We start from the raw sequence: 230 nt of genomic DNA, 5'->3' as shown, positions 1-230 counted from the left end.
TTTTTAGATTAATACTAATGCTATTATCATTAGCTATACCATTATTAGTTACACCTGCATAAAAGTCTAAGAGTGCTTTTACTTCTACATTAGTATTTAATGCTAATAAGGTTTGTAAGTCTTTTATATCTATAGTGTTTTTATAAGCATTACCTTGTATGATTTTACCCCCATAGATTTCTCCTACTAAGACAGCATTATAAGCTAATGGGGTATTTTTAGTATCTACT

1 pseudogene is annotated in these 230 nt (G+C 27.8%); it reads right to left on the bottom strand.

Annotation, left to right across the window (positions count from 1 at the left end):
* Positions 1–230: pseudogene (locus CAMP5121_RS08095) on the bottom strand (hypothetical protein); the annotation flags it as partial.

The sequence above is a fragment of the Campylobacter sp. 2352 PW genome (assembly GCF_024723575.1).
In the GTDB taxonomy this organism is placed as follows: domain Bacteria; phylum Campylobacterota; class Campylobacteria; order Campylobacterales; family Campylobacteraceae; genus Campylobacter_D.
This window is presented reverse-complemented; position numbering and strand designations above follow the sequence as displayed.